Source organism: Streptomyces sp. NPDC007945, from assembly GCF_042958885.1.
Taxonomy (GTDB): domain Bacteria; phylum Actinomycetota; class Actinomycetes; order Streptomycetales; family Streptomycetaceae; genus Streptomyces.
Genome location: NZ_JBIBJV010000008.1, coordinates 358819 through 373537, shown reverse-complemented (window position 1 = coordinate 373537; position 14719 = coordinate 358819). Strand labels below are relative to the sequence as shown.

The 14719-nt window shown below is 75.7% G+C and carries 9 protein-coding genes; 3 read left to right on the top strand and 6 right to left on the bottom strand.

Annotated features, from left to right (window positions below):
* Positions 1-3 precede the first annotated feature (3 nt).
* On the bottom strand, positions 4-1635 hold the full coding sequence (locus tag ACFZCF_RS25720) for a hypothetical protein (RefSeq protein WP_391289055.1): 1632 nt from the start codon (positions 1633-1635) through the stop codon (positions 4-6).
* A 184-nt stretch (positions 1636-1819) separates the two neighbouring features.
* Positions 1820-2524: an FCD domain-containing protein gene (locus ACFZCF_RS25715; protein WP_391289053.1), complete on the bottom strand. Its 705-nt coding sequence runs from the start codon at positions 2522-2524 to the stop codon at positions 1820-1822.
* A gap of 627 nt (positions 2525-3151) precedes the next feature.
* On the opposite strand from ACFZCF_RS25715, the gene ACFZCF_RS25710 reads away from it, so the two are divergent.
* Both ACFZCF_RS25710 and ACFZCF_RS25705 read left to right on the top strand, forming a co-directional pair.
* On the top strand, positions 3152-4021 hold the full coding sequence (locus tag ACFZCF_RS25710) for a (2Fe-2S)-binding protein (RefSeq protein WP_388448749.1): 870 nt from the start codon (positions 3152-3154) through the stop codon (positions 4019-4021).
* A 194-nt stretch (positions 4022-4215) separates the two neighbouring features.
* A complete protein-coding gene (locus tag ACFZCF_RS25705; RefSeq protein ID WP_388448751.1) occupies positions 4216-5316 on the top strand; it encodes a DUF2637 domain-containing protein in 1101 nt (366 codons plus the stop codon).
* A gap of 75 nt (positions 5317-5391) precedes the next feature.
* Here ACFZCF_RS25705 and ACFZCF_RS25700 read toward each other — a convergent pair whose 3' ends face one another.
* The 4 genes from ACFZCF_RS25700 to ACFZCF_RS25685 all read right to left on the bottom strand — a co-directional run bounded on the left by ACFZCF_RS25700 (position 5392) and on the right by ACFZCF_RS25685 (position 13070).
* Entirely contained in the window at positions 5392-5796 is a 405-nt protein-coding gene (locus tag ACFZCF_RS25700; protein ID WP_391289051.1) for an ATP-binding protein, read from the bottom strand.
* A gap of 83 nt (positions 5797-5879) precedes the next feature.
* Positions 5880-7622 (bottom strand): pyruvate dehydrogenase, encoded by a 1743-nt coding sequence (locus tag ACFZCF_RS25695; RefSeq protein WP_388448755.1) that lies wholly within the window; start codon positions 7620-7622, stop codon positions 5880-5882.
* A gap of 27 nt (positions 7623-7649) precedes the next feature.
* On the bottom strand, positions 7650-9137 hold the full coding sequence (locus ACFZCF_RS25690; RefSeq protein WP_391289049.1) for a protein phosphatase 2C domain-containing protein: 1488 nt from the start codon (positions 9135-9137) through the stop codon (positions 7650-7652).
* A gap of 123 nt (positions 9138-9260) precedes the next feature.
* Positions 9261-13070: a S8 family serine peptidase gene (locus ACFZCF_RS25685; protein ID WP_391289047.1), complete on the bottom strand. Its 3810-nt coding sequence runs from the start codon at positions 13068-13070 to the stop codon at positions 9261-9263.
* A 230-nt stretch (positions 13071-13300) separates the two neighbouring features.
* Between ACFZCF_RS25685 and ACFZCF_RS25680 the strand changes: the two genes are divergently transcribed.
* Complete coding sequence (locus tag ACFZCF_RS25680; RefSeq protein WP_391289045.1) at positions 13301-14284, top strand: helix-turn-helix domain-containing protein; 984 nt, start codon at positions 13301-13303, stop codon at positions 14282-14284.
* Positions 14285-14719 lie beyond the last annotated feature (435 nt).

The window sequence follows — 14719 nt, the reverse complement described above, 5'->3', positions numbered from 1 at the left end:
CCGTCAGTTTCCTTGCGGTTCCAGGCAGACGAGGCTCTCCTCGGTGCCGACGACGAGCGCCCCGGTGGCGGTGACGGCGACGGCGCGGACCTCCGGGCCGGGCCGGAAGGCACGGCGCCGGCCGCCCTCCGGCGCGATCAGCTCGACCCGGCCGTCGGCCCAGGCCGCCGCGACCAGCGGCCCGCCGGGGGTGGGGGCCGCGTGCAGGGCGACCACCGGCGCCCGGTGCTCCGCCAGCGGCTCGGGCACCGGGGCGCGGCCCGGCGTCCAGAGCCGTACGGTGCCGTCGGCGCCGCCCGAGCAGACGAACGGGGTCTCCGACTCGACGGCGGTCACCGCGGTGACCCGGCCGCTGTGCGAAGCGGCCTGGTGGAGGCCGTTGACGCCGAACGCGTGCACCGAACCGAGCCGGTCCCCCACCACCACCGAGCCCGCGATCGCCGCGAGCGCCGTACCGGGGTGCCGGGACAGGGTGGTGGAGACCGCCTCGGTGAGCCGCTCCAGGTACGGCGGGCGGGGCGCGGTGCCCCGGACGGAGTGCAGCCGGCCCCGCTCGTCGAGCAGCAGCACCGTCCCGTCGGCGGTGGGCGCGAGGGCCGTGATCCGGCCCTCCACCCGGTGGGCGAGCCGCCCCGCGCCCGAGGCGTCGGCCTCCCGCAGCAGCCGGACCGTGCCGTTGTGGTCGCCCACCAGGAGCAGCTCGGCCGAGGGACCGCCGGCGGTCGCGCCGAGCACCGCGACGGGACCGGGCCACGGCGGGGAGACGTCGCCCCGGTGCCGGGCCCAGCGCAGCCGCCACGGCGCCGGGGCCGCCTGTGCGGCGAGCGCGGGCCGCAGCCGGGGGTCGGCGCCGTCGCCGAGCGCCGTGAGCAGCACCAGGGCCCGGCCGGCCGGGCCGTCCGCCGCGCACAGCGCCTGTCCGGCCCGCAGCCAGGCGTCGCGCAGCCCGCCGTGGTCGTCGGGGGAGGCGGTCGCGTAACCGGTGGTGACGAGGAGCGGGTCGGCGGCGCAGACGGCGACCGGGTCGGAGAGGTCGGGGAGGCCGGGCAGGGCAGGGAGGACAGGGAACGGCGCCGGGGCCGGCGGCCCGGCCGGCCCGTCCCCGTCGAGGTCGACGACGGTGGTGCGGGCGGCCCTCGGGACGCGGGCGCCGGTGCGGGCCTCCACGACGAGCCGGATCCGCCCGACCTCGGCGAGACCGCCGAACAGCTCGGCGAGGGCGTCCGGTTCGGCGGCGGCGTGCAGGTCGGTGAGGAGCAGCACGGTCCTGCCGGTGCGGCGGGCCTCGCTGGTGGCGAGGGCCCGCACGAGATCTGCGGGGGTGCGGGCCACCACGCCGAGCCGGTCGGCGAGCGTCCAGGCGACCCCGAGGGCGCTCTGCCCGGCGAGCGGCACCAGCACCCGCTCGGTCCTGGCCCGGCCGCGCCGGGACCGTGCCCCGTGGGCGGCCAGCCAGCCCAGGAGGGCGCTCTTCCCGCTCCCCCGGGCGCCGGTGACCAGGCAGAGCCGCGGGGCCTCGGGGTCGGTGAGCCAACCGAGGAGTGCGGCGGCCTCGGGCCCCGTACCGGTGAGCGGCGCCGGGGGCCTCGGGGAGGGCCGGCGTCCGTCCGCGGGGGACGGGGTCGCGGACGGCATGGGACACCTCACGGGCGCGCGTACGAACGGCTGTCGCCCCCGACCTTAGTGGGCCCCGGGCCCGGCGGGACCGCCCCGTCCGAGACCGGCCCCTCCGGGACGCGCCGGCGCCGGAAACCACGGTCCCGGCGGGGGCCGGGGACGTCCGGGGCGCCGCACGGGGGCTCCGGCGGCGCGGCGGCCGTCAGCCGTCGGCGCCGGTGAAGTGCTCGCGCACCAGGGACTCCACGACCGGGAGGTCCTGGGCGACGAGGGCGTCGAGGAGGGCGGAGTGCTCGGCGGCGTCGGCGACCAGATCCGCGTGGCGCGGGACGGGGGCGCTGAGCAGGGGCCACTGGGAGCGGCGGTGGAGGTCGTCGGCGATCACGAGGAGCTGTTCGTTGCCGGCGAGGGCCAGGACCTCGCGGTGGAAGGCGCGGTCGGTCTCCGCGTAGTGCGCGCGGTCGCCGCGGGCGGCGGCGGCGCCCGTCGCCTCCGCGAACGGCCGGAGCGCGGCCCAGCGGGCGGCCGGGACGGTGCGGGCGAGCCGCAGCATGACCGGGACCTCGATGAGGGCGCGGACCTCGGCCAGCTCGGCCAGCTCGCGGGCGGTGCGGACGACGACGCGGAAGCCGCGGTTGGGCACGACCTCGACGGCCCCCTCGACGGCGAGGCGCTGCATCGCCTCGCGGACGGGCGTCGCGGAGACGCCGAAGCGCTCGCCGAGGGCGGGGGCCGAGTACACCTCGCCGGGCCGCAGCTCACCCGCGACGAGCGCGGTGCGCAGCGCGTCGAGGACCTGCCCCCGCACGGAGTGCCGCCGCACGGCCCGCGGCCCACCCCCGACGAGGGGCACCTCCCCCCGAGCCTGCTCGGGTACGCGAACGGGCGCCGCGACGCCACCGGACACCGCACCGCCCGCCGGGGCATGCTGCGGGTCGGTTGCGCAGGCGCCGGGGGCGTGCGGGTCGGCCGCAGGGGCAGCGGGGGCGTGCGGGTCGGTTTCGGCACCGCCAGGGGCATGGCGGCCGGGCGCGTGAGGGCTCCCGGTGCCACCAGGGGCGTATGCACCGGACGCGGGATCGCCGGGGGCGTACGGGCCGGATGCGGCGCCGTCGGGGGCGTACGGGCCGGTCGCGGGACCGCCGCGGGTCGCGCCAGGGCCAGTCCCGATGCCGTCAGGGGCGTACGGGCCGGTCGGGGCACCGCCACGGACTCCCGTGCCGGTCGCGGCATCGCCAGGGGCAGACGGCCCGGTCCCGGCGTCGGCAGGGGCGGGCAAGTCGATCGTGGGGTCGCCGGGGCGCGCGGGCGGTCCGTCCGTCGTCCGCTCGCGTGCTACGCCGTGCTCCACCCGGGTCCTCCTGCGGCCTCGTGCCGGGCCCGGCTCGCGCGGCCCGGGTCCCCTGTGCACCATAGGCGAACGGACCGTTCCGCGGGATGACGCCCACGGGGGCGGGCCGGCCGGGGGTGAGACAGGATGGCGATTCGGGTAAGGTAAGGCTTACCTGCTAACGATCGCGATTCGGTGGTCCGCATGACCGTCCCCGCTCTGCTGCCCTCGCTCCACGCCTCGCCCGTCGCGGCCTCGTACGCCCGGCTCGCCGAGGTCTTCTCCGGCCTGCGGATAGAGGAGACGGCCGAGAGCGAGCGGCTGCCGCGCGGTGCCGGATGGGTCCTCGCCGAGGAGCTCGCGGCCGGCGGGCCCACCCTGGACGCCTTCCTCGCCTGGGACAACGCGCAGGTGCTCCGCGACCACGGCCAGCAGGCCCGCCCCGACGTCATCGCGAGCTTCGGGCTCCACCGGTACGCCTGGCCCGCCTGCCTCCTCGTCACCCTCCCCTGGTTCCTGCACCGCCGGGTCCCCCGCCTCCCGGTGACGGCGGTCTCCTTCCAGCGGACCCGCGGCCGGATGGCGGTCCGCGTCGAGGAGTTCGCCTGCCTTCCCGGCGACCCGGCGGCCGCGCTGCCCGGCGCCCGCGTGGTCGCGGACGAGGACGCGCTGCGCGCGGAGGTCCGGGCCTCGCTCGCCGAGCACTTCGAGGCCCTCCTCGGGGGCTTCGGCCCCCGGATGCGGCGGGGCCGCCGCGCGCTGTGGGGGATGGTGACGGACGAGATCGTCGAGAGCCTCTGGTACATCGGCGCCCTCCTCGGCGAGGAGGAGCGGGCGATGGACGAACTGGAGCTGCTGCTCCCCGGGGCCACCGGCCGGCCGGAGAAGCCGTACGCGGGCGGGGCCGGCTTCCGGCCGCTGCCCGGGAGCGAGGGGCCGGACGGCGCTCCGCGCGCCACCCGGGACCGCGCCACCTGCTGCTTCTTCTACACGCTGCGCCCCGAGGACACCTGCCTCACCTGCCCGCGCACCTGCGACGCGGACCGGGTGCGGAGGCTCGCCGCGACCGCCTGAGGATTACGCCACCCGGAAGGGTGGCGTGAATCGAACGTAACTCCGCCCCCACGGCATTGCGTTCGACCAGAACGTCCCCATTCGTAGGCCGTGGACCCTCGTTGGCGTGCTCTTGCCCCGAAACCCCGTACGTCCCGTGTTCGGTCGGACAGTATGGGCGGCCCAACGCCCGACTGCGATGCGAGGGACACCGCATGAGACTGACCGACATATCGCTGGACTGGCTGCTTCCGGGCGGCGTGATGGTCGCCGGAGTCCTGACGGCGGTGGCGGTGCTCGCGCGCGGGAAGCGCGCCGGTGACCAGGCCGCGGCCGAGGACTCCTGGGAACGCAGCGAGGAGCGGCGCAGACGCAAGGAGGCCATCTATGGCTTCGCCTCGTACGGACTGCTGTTCTGCTGCGCCGCCGTCGCGGCGGCGCTCTCCTTCCACGGGCTCGTCGGCTTCGGCCGGCAGAACCTCAACCTGACGGGCGGCTGGGAGTACCTGGTCCCCTTCGGCCTCGACGGTGCCGCCATGTTCTGCTCGGTGCTCGCCGTCCGCGAGGCCAGCCACGGCGACGCGGCCCTCGGCTCGCGCCTCCTGGTCTGGCTCTTCGCGGGCGCGGCCGCCTGGTTCAACTGGGTGCACGCGCCGCGCGGCCTGGGCCACGACGGGGCCCCGCAGTTCTTCGCGGGGATGTCCCTGTCGGCGGCGGTCCTCTTCGACCGGGCGCTGAAGCAGACCCGCCGGGCGGCGCTGCGCGAACAGGGCCTGGTGCCCCGTCCGCTGCCGCAGATCCGGATCGTGCGGTGGATGAGGGCTCCCCGGGAGACCTTCGCCGCCTGGTCGCTGATGCTCCTGGAAGGCGTACGGACCCTGGACGAGGCCGTGGACGAGGTCCGGGAGGACCGGCGCGAGAAGGAGCGGAACAGGATCCGCCGGCGCGAGCAGGCCAAGCTCGACCGGGCGCAGATCAAGGCGCTCAACCGTCAGCACCGGGCCTTCGGCCGGGGCGGCGGGCGCCAGGTGGAGGTGGCGGCGCTCTCCGCCGCCTCCGGGACCGGCGGGGGCCAGGCCTCCGTGTCCGGGCCGGGTTCCGCGACGGCGTCGGTGACGGCGGCCGTCGCGGAACCCGCCATAGCGGACCCGGGACAACTGCCCCTTCGGCCCCGGCCCTCCCTGCAAGCCGTCAGGGAGAGTGAGCAGCGGGAGTCGCGGACGGTGGACCTCACCGCCGAGGACGACACCCAGGCCCTGCCACGACTCGACTCCCTGGAGGCGAAGATCTCCGAGATGGAGCGGCTGCTCGGCTGAGGGCACCGCTCCACCCCAAGCGGGCCCGTGGCACCTCGCGCCGGGTCCGTGACAACCCCTACGGCGGGGCCGCCTTCAGGCGGCCCCGCCGTTCAGTTCGAACCAGACGACCTTCCCGGTGTCGCGCTCCTCGACCCCCCACGAGTCGGCGAGCTCCCGCACCAGGAAGAGCCCCCGGCCGCTCGTACCGTCGTCGGCGGGCGGTGCGGGCGGGGTGGCGAGACCGGGCTCGAAGTCACGGACCTCGACCCGGAGCTGGCCGGGATCGACGGTCGCGGTGACGACCGCGCCGTGGGCGGTGTGGACCAGCGCGTTGGTGACCAGTTCACTCGTGAGCAGTTCGGCGACGGCCCCGGCGTCCGGTCCGCCCCAGGCACCGAGCAACTCGCGTAACGCGTGGCGTACCTCCGGCACCGCCGTCAGCTCCGCCCCACCCACCTTCCTGAGCAGCCGAGTCGGCTGTCGTGCGTTCCCGGCCATAGCCCCCACCCACGATCGCGTCGAACAGGCTCACGGAAGAGCCTGCCCCGCGAGCCGGTCCGCATGCGCCGCGCCCGGCGCCCTCAGGGGCGGGGCACGTTGCGCAGATTGGATCGCGCCATCTGGAGCATCCGGCCCACTCCCCCGTCCAGCACCATCTTGCCGGCGGAGAGGGCGAAGCCGGTGACCATCTCGGCGCTGATCTTCGGAGGGATGGAGAGGGCATTGGGGTCGGTGACGACGTCGACGAGGGCGGGGCCCTTGTGCTTGAAGGCGTCCCTGAGGGCCCCGGCCAGGTGCTTGGGCTTCTCGACGCGGACGCCGTAGGCGCCGGCGGCCCGGGCGACGGCGGCGAAGTCGGGGTTCCTGTTGGCCGTCCCGTACGAGGGGAGCCCGGCGACCAGCATCTCCAGCTCGACCATGCCGAGCGAGGAGTTGTTGAACAGCACGATCTTCACCGGGAGTTCGTACTGGACGAGGGTGAGGAAGTCGCCCATGAGCATGGAGAACCCGCCGTCGCCGGAGAGCGTGACGACCTGCCGTCCCCGGTCGGTGAACTGGGCGCCGATCGCCTGCGGGAGGGCGTTGGCCATGGAGCCGTGGCTGAAGGAACCGATGATCCGCCGGCGCCCGTTGGGGGTGAGGTACCGGGCCGCCCACACGTTGCACATGCCGGTGTCGACGGTGAAGACCGCGTCGTCGTCGGCGAGTTCGTCCAGGACGGAGGCCACGTACTCGGGGTGGATCGGGGTGTGCTTCTCGACCTTGCGGGTGTAGGCCTTCACCACGCCTTCCAGGGCGTCGGCGTGCTTCTTCAGCATCTTGTCGAGGAAGCGCCGGTCGGTGCGCTGCCGGATCCGGGGCGTGACGCAGCGCAGGGTCTCGCGGACGTCGCCCCAGACGGCGAGGTCGAGCCGGGAGCGGCGACCGAGGTGTTCGGGCCGGACGTCGACCTGCGCGATCCGCACGTCGTCGGGGAGGAAGGCGTTGTACGGGAAGTCGGTGCCGAGCAGGATCAGCAGGTCGCACTCGTGGGTGGCCTCGTAGGCGGCGCCGTAGCCGAGCAGGCCGCTCATGCCGACGTCGAAGGGGTTGTCGTACTGGATCCACTCCTTGCCGCGCAGGGCGTGGCCCACGGGGGCCTTGAGCCGCTCGGCGAACTGCATGACCTCGGGGTGGGCGCCGGCGGTTCCGCTGCCGCAGAACAGCGTCACCCGCTCGGCCGCGTCGATCATCCGGACCAGGGCGTCGATCTCGGAGTCGCCGGGGCGGACGGTGGGCCGGGAGGTGACGAGCGCGGAGCCGGCGCTCTTCTCGGGGGCGGGCTGGTCGGCGATGTCGCCGGGGAGCGCGACCACCGAGACGCCGCCGCGGCCGACGGCGTGCTGCACGGCGGTGTGCAGCAGCCGGGGCATCTGCCGCGGGTTGGAGATGAGTTCGCTGTAGTGGCTGCACTCGCGGAACAGCTGGTCGGGGTGGGTCTCCTGGAAGAAGCCGAGCCCGATCTCGCTGGACGGGATGTGGGAGGCGAGGGCGAGCACGGGGGCCATCGAGCGGTGGGCGTCGTACAGGCCGTTGATGAGGTGGAGGTTGCCCGGTCCGCAGGAACCGGCGCAGGCGGCGAGGCGGCCGGTGATCTGCGCCTCGGCGCCCGCGGCGAAGGCGGCGGTCTCCTCGTGGCGCACCTGGATCCAGTCGATGGCGGGGTTGCGCCGGATGGCGTCGACGACCGGGTTCAGGCTGTCGCCGACCACACCGTAGAGCCGCTGTACTCCGGCGCGGACGAGGATGTCGACGAATTGCTCCGCTACGTTCTGTTTGGCCATGGATCCATCAACACACGGCCCGGCGCCTCACGCCTCCCAGACGGCGGCCCCCGTACGGTCATCGGCGTAACCCGTCACCCTCAGCTGGGTGTCGGCGAGGAAGGCGGCGAGGCCCGGCGGTTCGGCGCCGGCCCAGCGGGCCGCCAGCTCCTGGGCGAGGGCGGGCTCGCCGCGCATCGGTTCGGCGAGGCCGGGCGAGGCCAGGAGCAGGGTGTCGCCGGGCCGGGCCACCGAGGCGCGGAAGCGGAAGGGTTCGGCCGGCGGCGGGACGGGTTCCTCGACGAGCGGCCCGGGGGCGGTGGTGACGCCGAGGTCCATGGTGAGCCGGTCGCCCTCGTCGGTCACCTCGGGCGTGCCGTGCGGGGGCGTCGAGCCGAAGCCCACGACGGGCGCGCCGGTCACCGAGGCCGGGTCGGGAAGGAGCGGCTCGATGTCCTGCCAGGCACCGTCGCGGAGCCGGAAGAGTCCGCCGCCGCCGATGCCGAAGAAGACCCGGGTGCGGCAGTCGGGGTCGGCGGGGATGAGCAGGCAGCGCAGGGTGGCGGTGTACGCGTCGGGCGCCAGGCCCCGCTCGACGGCGCGGGCCCGCAGCCGTCCGTAGGTGCGGTCGGTGAGCCGCTGGAGGCCCGACTTGAGCTCGCCGCGGCGGCCGGAGCGGATGTCCTCGGAGAGCCGGGCGTGGCTGCGGCCGACGGCCTCGCCGATCCAGCGGCAGGCGTCGGCGGCGGCGAGGTGCGCCTCGTCGGCGGCGCGGGAGCCGGCCGCCACGGCGACGAGGAGGAGCGCGGTCTCGTCGTGGCCGAAGCGGGCGGTGAGGAGGGCGTCGCGGCGGGGCTCGCCGCGGTAGCGGGCGGAGTCGCCGCGGACGGAGGCGGCGCGCAGGGTGGCGGTGCCGTAGCGGGCGCCGTCGAGGACGGTGTCCGCGACCAGGTCGGCGAGTTCGCCGGGGCGCGCGGCGGGCAGGGCGGTGGGCTCGGCCTCGTACGTCGGCGGACGGCTGCCGAGGAAGCCGGTGCGGGGCCGGGGCATGGTCACCTGGACGGTCGGCTCGTGGCCGGGGGCGGGCGGTTCGACCGACACGGTGGCGTCCGCCCCGGGTTCCTGTTCGCGTACGGGCTCGGGCTCGGGCTCGGGCTGCACGGGGACCGGGGGCGGTGCCGGGAAGGTGCGGGGCCCCGTGACCGGTGCTTCCCACGGCGCCGGCCCGAGCACGGTGGGCCGGGGCGGCGCGGAGGGCACGGGCGGCGCGGGTGGTGCCGGCGGCGTGGAGGGCGCGGGCGGCACCGTGGGCGCGGGCGGTGCGGAGGGCACCGGCGGCGGGGCGGTCCGGAGGGGCTCCGCGGGCGGTGCGGGGGGCACCGGTGGCGGGGCCGCCTCGGCGGATCCGGGAGCCTGCGTGGCCTGGGTGGCGGACGTGAAGTGGGCGTCCAGCGAGTCGGGCGAGGGCGTCGGCGTGAGGTCCTCCGCCGCGTCCTCGTAGAGCGCGTCCCACCAGTTGTCCCCCTGCTGAGTCATGCCCTTATTGTCCACCGCGGGCGGCCCTGGAAAACGGGACACGAGGAAAACCGTTGCTGCGAATGGGTGGTCCGCCGGACGACCCCACCCCCCACGGGAAGGACGTCCGGCGGACCGGCGTGGTCAGCGCACGTCGTAAGCGCGGACCACGGTCTGGGTGACGGAGTTGCCGCGGGCGTCCGTCAGTTCGGTCCTCAGGGTGACCGGCCTGCCCGTCGCGCCCGCGTGGTCCACGGTCGCGGTCCAGGTGCCGTCCTGCTGGGAGACCGGTGCTTCGGTCCAGGTCGTACCGCCGTCATAGGAGTACGAGAGCGTGGCCGAGGTGAGAGCGGCCGGCTGGTAGCCGGCGTGCCCGGTCGCGGTGAGGCGGATCTTCTGGCCGTCCGTCGCCGCGAGGGTCTTGAGTCCGTCCTCCGGCAGGTCGTACCGGGGGAAGAGAATCGGGATGCCCTGAGAATAGACCGTCTCGTCGAGCCGGGAGGTGAATTTCCAGATCGTCCGCACCGAGGTGGAGCGGGCCCAGTTCCGGTTGCCGAGCTTCGCGGTGTTCTGTTCCAGCTCGTACGTGCCCTGCTCGGCGGGCACTTCGAAGACGCCGAAGGGCCAGGCGGTCTCGTCGATGAGCTCGCCGTCGCGGCGCAGCCGCAGGTTGCCGAGGTCGCCGAAGGAGCCGGGCTCGGCGTGGTGGGTGCCGTCGCCCCACATCGCGGCGGCGAAGCCGATCAGATTGCCCTGGCGCTCGGAGACGAGGACGGGTTCGCCGTCGGCGTCGCGCGGTGCGGTCGGCACGAGGACGCCGTCGTACCAGGTCTCGGTGCGCCGCTCGCCGGGGGTGTACGTGTGCCGGTCGCCGACCATCAGTTCGCCGTAGGGGAAGCTGCTGCCGGTCAGCTGCTGCCAGGCGGTGTCGCCGGTCGTGTGGTACTCGGTGCGGCCGCCCGGGGCGGGGACGGTCTCCAGGCCCGCGAAGCCGACGGCGAGTCCGTTGGGGCGGTACGCGGCGGGGAAGTTCATGAAGTCCGCGTCGACGCCGGCCGAGCCGTAGGTGACCTCGGAGCGGCCGAGGCGGGAGTCGCGGACCCGGTGGACGCGGTCCCGGTCGACCTCGCCGGTCTCGGGGAAGGCGAGGCTGTAGACGTAGGGCGGCTCGGCCGTGGCCTGCCAGTGCAGGGTGACCTCGCTGGCGGCGAGCCGCTCGCGGAGTGCGGCGGCCTCGGCGGCGGGGACCGCGAGGGCGGGGAGACCGGCGCCGGTGAAACCGCCGGTCGGGTACCAGCGGAGGGGCGAGTCGTGGTGGACGACGACGCCGATCGCGCCGGCGGCCTTGGCGTCGCGGGCGAGGACGGCGACGCTCGTGGTGTCGTCGGGGAGGCGGACCAGGGCGAGGCGGCCCTGGACGCCGGCGGCCTTCAGCTCGGCCGGGGTGCCGCTCCCGGCGTCGACGAGCCGGGCGGAGCCGGTGCCGTCGAGGTTGTCGGAGCCGGTGGAGGCGGTCACCGGGTGGAGGTCCAGGCCGTCGCCGGTGCGCAGCGAGGTGAGCTGCGGGGCGGCGGCGCGCCAGTAGCTCCCGGACTCGAAGGAGCCGTCGCGGGCCTCGCCCTCGACGGAGGCGTGGAAGGAGCGGATGGTGCGGGGGCCGAGGGCGGTCCCGGAGTGCGCCCAGACGTCGTCCCAGGTGCGGGCGAAGGCCAGGGTGGTGCCGCGGACCTCGGACGGCCGGTCGGTGCGGATCGAGAGGCGGGCGGCCTTGCGGGCGTCGAGGACGACGGTGGTGTCCCGGGTGACCTCAACCTGAGGGCGGGCCAGGTGGGTGAGCGAGTCGGTCAGCGTGGCGCCCTCGCCGGCGTCGGGGGTGGTGACGAAGGAGGTGAGGAAGTAGCTGCCGGGGCGCACCCGGAAGACCTGGTCGGTGGCGCCCTCGTTGAAGCGGCGCTCGCCGGTGGCGTCGTCGGTGCCGATGACGTCGAGCGAGGAGGCTCCGTCGGCCGGCTTGCCCAGGCGGTCGATCAGCTTGACGCGGAGGGTGACCTTCTCGGGTTCGACGTACAGCGAGAACGGGGTGGAGACGTGGACGCCGCCGCGGCCGGTGGCGACGATCCTGCCCGTGACGTCGCCGTACTGCGCGCGCTCCAGGCGGGCGGTGGGGTCGACGGCCAGGGGGACCCGGACGGTCGCTCCGGCGGGGACGGTGACGGTGCGCTTGCCGAGGCGGGCGACGGTGGAGCGGATCGCGGAGCCGTCGTTGCCGGTGACCTTCTCGACGGCGAGGTCGAGGGTGACCGGGGCGTCGGAGGTGTTGGTGTAGGGGACGGTGACCGTGGTGCGGTCGCTCTTGTCCTGCGGCCAGTGGTAGGTGCCTGCCTGGACGGCGGGGGCGGAGAGCACCGTCTGGCCGATCGCGGCCTCGACGTCGAGCCGGCCGGCGCCGGTCTCGCGGACGTCGCCGGGTATGTCGGTCTCGGCGGAGGCCACCAGCGCGGCCTTCAACTGCTGGGCGGTCCAGTCGGGATGACGCTGCTTCAGGATGGCGGCGGCGCCCGCGACGTGCGGGGTGGCCATCGAGGTGCCGGACATCGCCTGGTACGCGTAGAGGCCGCGTCCGCCGGCCGCCGCGGCGGAGATGCCGACGCCGGGGGCGGCGATCTCCGGCTTGAGGGTGTGGGCCTCGTCGGGGACGGGGCTGCGGCTGGAGAACCAGGCGGTGGAGTCGTCGCGGTCGGTGGCGCCGACGGTGAGGACGCCGGGGGCGCAGCCGGGCGAGGAGACGGAGTTGAGGGTGGGGCCCGCGTTGCCCGCCGCGACGACGAACAAGGTGCCCTCGTTCCGGGCGAGTTGTTCGGCGGCGGCGCTCATCGGGTCGTCGCAGTCGGTCTCGGAGGGGTTGCCGAGGCTCATGGAGACGACGTCGGCGCCCTGGGCGACGGCCCACTCCATGCCGGCGATGATCCACGAAGTGGCGCCGGATCCGGAGTCGTTGAGGACCTTGCCGTTGAGGAGGGCGGTACCGGGGGCGACGCCCTTGTTCCTGCCGCCGCTCGCGGCGCCGGAGCCGCCGACGGTGGAGAGGGTGTGGGTGCCGTGGCCTCCGCGGTCCTCGGAGGTGTCGGAGTCGGTGAAGTTCTCCGAGGCGACGATCCGGCCCCGGAGGTCCGGGTGGCCGGTGTCGGCTCCGGTGTCGAGGACGGCGACCTTGGTGCCGGTGCCGTCGTAACCGGCGGCCCACGCCTCCGGGGCGTGCACCTGCCGGGCGGAGTGCTCCAGGGTGGCCTCGACCTTGCGGTCCAGCCACAGCTTCTCGACGGCCGCGGCGGAGGAGCGGGCGGCGGGCGCGGAGATCTCGGACCAGAAGGTGGCGGCCTGCTTCTTGTCGGCCCGGAGGGCGACGCCGCCGATGGTCTCGAGGACCTGGCCCTTGCGCGCGCCGCGCGGGGCGGCCGGGGCGGTGCGGGCGGTGGCGGCGGAGCCGTAGACGGCGATCAGCGGGAGGGTGGTGGTGGAGGCGTCGTCGTAGCCCTGGCGCACCAGGCCGGTGACGTTGAAGAGCTCCTCGTCGACCCGGTCGGCGGCGAGCGCGTCGGTGGCGTCCTCGGGATAGACGTAGAGGTCCGGGCCGGAGCGGCGGGTCTGGACCAGCGGCACGGTGCCGTCCTCGCGGGGCAGCACGGTGGCGGCGGGGTTGCCGCGCTCGTCCCGGCGGACGAGGACGCGGTCGCCGGTGACCAGGGTCACCGTGGCGGACCTCTCCCGGCCTTCGGCCGGGGGGACCCCCGGCTCGCTTCGCTCTCCGGCCCGGGCCTGCTCCTGGCTGCCGACCGGCGGGCGGTCGGCGGGGCCGCCGGCCGGCGGCTGGGCCGCGGCGGACGGCAGGGCCGCGGTGACGGCCAGGACGGCGGCGGTCGCCGCTCCCAGGGCCGTACGCGAAATCGGACGCATCGCTCTCCCCATCTGAATCCGGACAACAGGCGCAAGTCACCTGAATCCGGAGGCGGTTGGTGCTGCGGTGGCGCCACATTGGCAGAGGTGAGGGCGGTACAGGGATGATGGGCGCGGCGGGAATACGCCGTGGCCGATTCCCGCCAGGTCACCAACGGAACGAATGCCTCCGGAGAACCCGCGCGGAACGTCGCGCGCGCTCCCGGAGGCACGGCGAGGGGCGGGAACCGATGCTGGGTTCGATAGGACTGGACGAGCGGCAGGAGTCCGCCTACCGGGCGCTGATCGCGCTCGGCGCGGCGGAGGTCACCGACCTGGCGCACCGGCTCTCGCTCCCCGAAGCGGACACCGAACGGGCCCTGCGGCGCCTGGAGGCGCAGGGCCTCGCCGCCCAGTCCTCCGCCCGCACCGGCCGCTGGGTCGCGGCCCCGCCCGCGGTCGCGCTCGGCGCGCTCCTCACCCAGCAGCGGCACGAGCTGGAGCAGGCGGAGCTGGCGGCGGCGCTGCTGTCGGAGGAGTACCGGTCCGAGGCGGCCGAGCCCGCCGTCCACGACCTGGTGGAGGTGGTGACCGGCGCGAGCGCGGTGGCGCACCGCTTCTTCCAGCTCCAGCACGGCGCCACCGAGGAGGTCTGCGCGCTCGTCACCGGCAAGCCGATCGCCGTCACCGGCCTGGAGAACGACGCGGAGGAACTGGCCGCGGGGCGGGGCGTCCGCTACCGGGTGGTCATCGAGCGGGAGGTGCTCACCCTCCCCTCCGGCCTCCTCGAACTGTCGGCGGCGCTCGGCCGCGAGGAGCAGATCCGGGTGGTCGACCGCGTCCCGACCAAGCTGGTCGTCGCCGACCGCACCCTCGCCATGGTCCCGCTCACCGGCCGCGGCGCCGAACCGGCCGCGCTCGTGGTCCACGCCAGCGGACTCCTGGAGTCCCTGATGGGCCTCTTCGAGTCCGTCTGGCGCGACGCACTGCCCCTGCGGCTCGGCGTCGGCGCCCAGATCACCGAGGACCAGGCCCCCGGCCCCGACGCCACCGACCTGGAGATCCTCTCCCTCCTCCTCGCCGGCATGACCGACGCGAGCGTCGCCAAACAACTGGACCTGGGCCTGCGCACCGTCCAGCGCCGCGTCAAGGGCCTGATGGAACTGGCCGCCGTCACGACCCGCCTGCAGCTGGGCTGGCACGCGTACGAGAAGGGGTGGGTGGCGAGAAACTGACCCTTCCCGGCACCGTTCCGGGAGGGGGCCGGGGCGGTTGGGGGGCGAGGGCAGGGGGCGGGTGTCGGTGCCGGGCGGTGTCGGGGCCGGGCGGTGCCGGGCGCTGCCGGGGCCGGGCTCGGTGCTGCGGCCGCCCGGGGTGGGGGCGCGCCTCCAGGCCGGGAGGTGCCGGGGTCGGGCGCTGCGCCGGGCGGGCGTGGCGCGCGGCGGTGCCGGGCGGGCGTGGCGCACGGCCGTGCCGGGCGGGCCTGCGGTTGGGCTCCGTCCCCGGCGGGCGGGACGCGCCTCCGTACCGGGCGGGGCCACCGTCCGTCCTCGACGGTCGCGCGACGGGGCGCCCGTACCGGGGGGTGCTGAGGCGCGCATCCGGGCCGGGCGGGCCCGGCGCCGGGCACCGGCCCCGCCCGAGCCGGGGCACGCCTCCGGGCCCGCGTG